Annotated in this window: 3 protein-coding genes and 1 pseudogene; all 4 read right to left on the bottom strand. The window is 59.4% G+C overall.

The features are described from left to right. Nucleotides 1-86: 86 nt before the first annotated feature. Nucleotides 87-320: pseudogene (gene nuoK, locus ACQKP2_RS32810) on the bottom strand (NADH-quinone oxidoreductase subunit NuoK); the annotation flags it as partial. Nucleotides 321-322: 2 nt separating this feature from the next. Then, complete coding sequence (gene nuoJ, locus ACQKP2_RS32815) at nt 323-826, bottom strand: NADH-quinone oxidoreductase subunit J (protein WP_427582378.1); 504 nt, start codon at nt 824-826, stop codon at nt 323-325. A 9-nt stretch (nt 827-835) separates the two neighbouring features. Next, the gene (gene nuoI / locus ACQKP2_RS32820) at nt 836-1384 is read right to left on the bottom strand and encodes an NADH-quinone oxidoreductase subunit NuoI (protein ID WP_108239289.1); all 549 of its coding nucleotides are present in this window, start codon (nt 1382-1384) and stop codon (nt 836-838) included. Between the two features lie 11 nt (nt 1385-1395). Continuing rightward, the coding region (locus tag ACQKP2_RS32825; RefSeq protein ID WP_427582379.1) for an NADH-quinone oxidoreductase subunit H at nt 1396-1580 on the bottom strand (185 nt) is incomplete at its 5' end.

Raw genomic sequence — 1580 nt, forward strand, 5'->3', positions numbered from 1 at the left:
CGAAGCCCTGGCCCGCCATCGCCTGCTGCAAGGTTTGCCGGCCACGGCCGTGCTGTGGGGCGCGATTGACGATGCAGGGTTTCTTGTCCGATACTGGCCTCGGCGGCTGCAAGGCTGATCACCAGGATGAACATGATCTGTCCATCCGGTTGCGCCCAACGGGCACCGGCGACAATGAACGCCAGTGCAGAGGCGTTCATCATCACTTCCAGACTCATCAACACGAACAAAATGTTGCGGCGCACCATCAGACCGACCAGGCCGAGGCAGAACAGGATGCCGGCGACCGCCAGACCATGCTCCAAAGGGATAGCAGGCATCGTCATTGCTCCTTGGCTTCGTTGCGGCCCAAATGGAACGCCGTGACAGCTGCGGCAAGCAGCAGCATCGAGGCGAGTTCGACCACCAGCAGGTAAGGACCGAACAGGCTGATGCCCACGGCCTTGGCGTCCACGGTGGTTTGGCCGATGGCCTGACCGCTCTGATGGGAGAACAGCACGTAAAGCAGTTCAACCAACAGCAGTGCGGCGAGAATCACCGGGCCTGCCCAGATGCCGGGCTTGAGCCAAGTGCGCTCCTGCTGAACCGCGGCAGGGCCGAGGTTGAGCATCATCACCACGAACACGAACAGCACCATGATGGCGCCAGCATAGGCGATCACTTCCAGGGCACCGGCGAACGGTGCGCCGAGGGCGAAAAACGTCATCGCCACGGAGATCAGCGAAATGATCAGGTAGAGCAGGGCGTGCACGGGATTGGTGTTGGTGACCACGCGAAGCGTGGACACAACCGCGATACCCGATGCGAAATAGAAAGCGAATTCCATCTTTCTTCCTTAAGGCAGCAAGCTCTTCACGTTGATCGGTTCGGCTTCGTTCTGCGCGGCGCCTTTCGGCTTGCCAGCAATCGCCATACCTGCAACACGATAGAAGTTGTAATCAGGGTTTTTGCCGGGGCCGGAGATCAGCAGATCTTCTTTCTCGTACACCAGGTCCTGACGTTTGAACTCGGCCATTTCGAAATCCGGCGTCAGCTGGATCGCGGTGGTCGGGCAGGCTTCCTCGCAGAGGCCGCAAAAGATGCAACGCGAGAAGTTGATACGGAAGAAGTCCGGATACCAGCGGCCGTCTTCGGTTTCGGCTTTCTGCAGCGAAATGCAACCAACCGGGCAAGCCACGGCGCACAGGTTGCAGGCTACACAGCGCTCTTCGCCGTCGGGGTCGCGGGTCAGGACGATACGGCCACGGTAGCGCGGCGGCAGGTAGACCGGTTCTTCCGGGTATTGCAGGGTGTCGCGCTTGCGAAAGCCGTGGCCGAAGATCATCACCAGGCTGCGCAGCTGGGTACCAGTACCCTTAACGATGTCACCAATATATTTGAACATGGGTCAAATCCTCACTGAACCGCGCCCGCAGGCGTGTTCAACAACACAACCGCAGCGGTCACCAGCAAATTGATCAGGGTCAGTGGCAGGCAGAATTTCCAGCTGAAGTCCATCACCTGGTCATAACGCGGGCGCGGGATGGAAGCGCGCAGCAGGATGAACAGCATGATGAAGAACGCGGTTTTCAGCGCGAACC

It is taken from the genome of Pseudomonas sp. NPDC089569, assembly GCF_050280625.1.
Lineage (GTDB): Bacteria > Pseudomonadota > Gammaproteobacteria > Pseudomonadales > Pseudomonadaceae > Aquipseudomonas.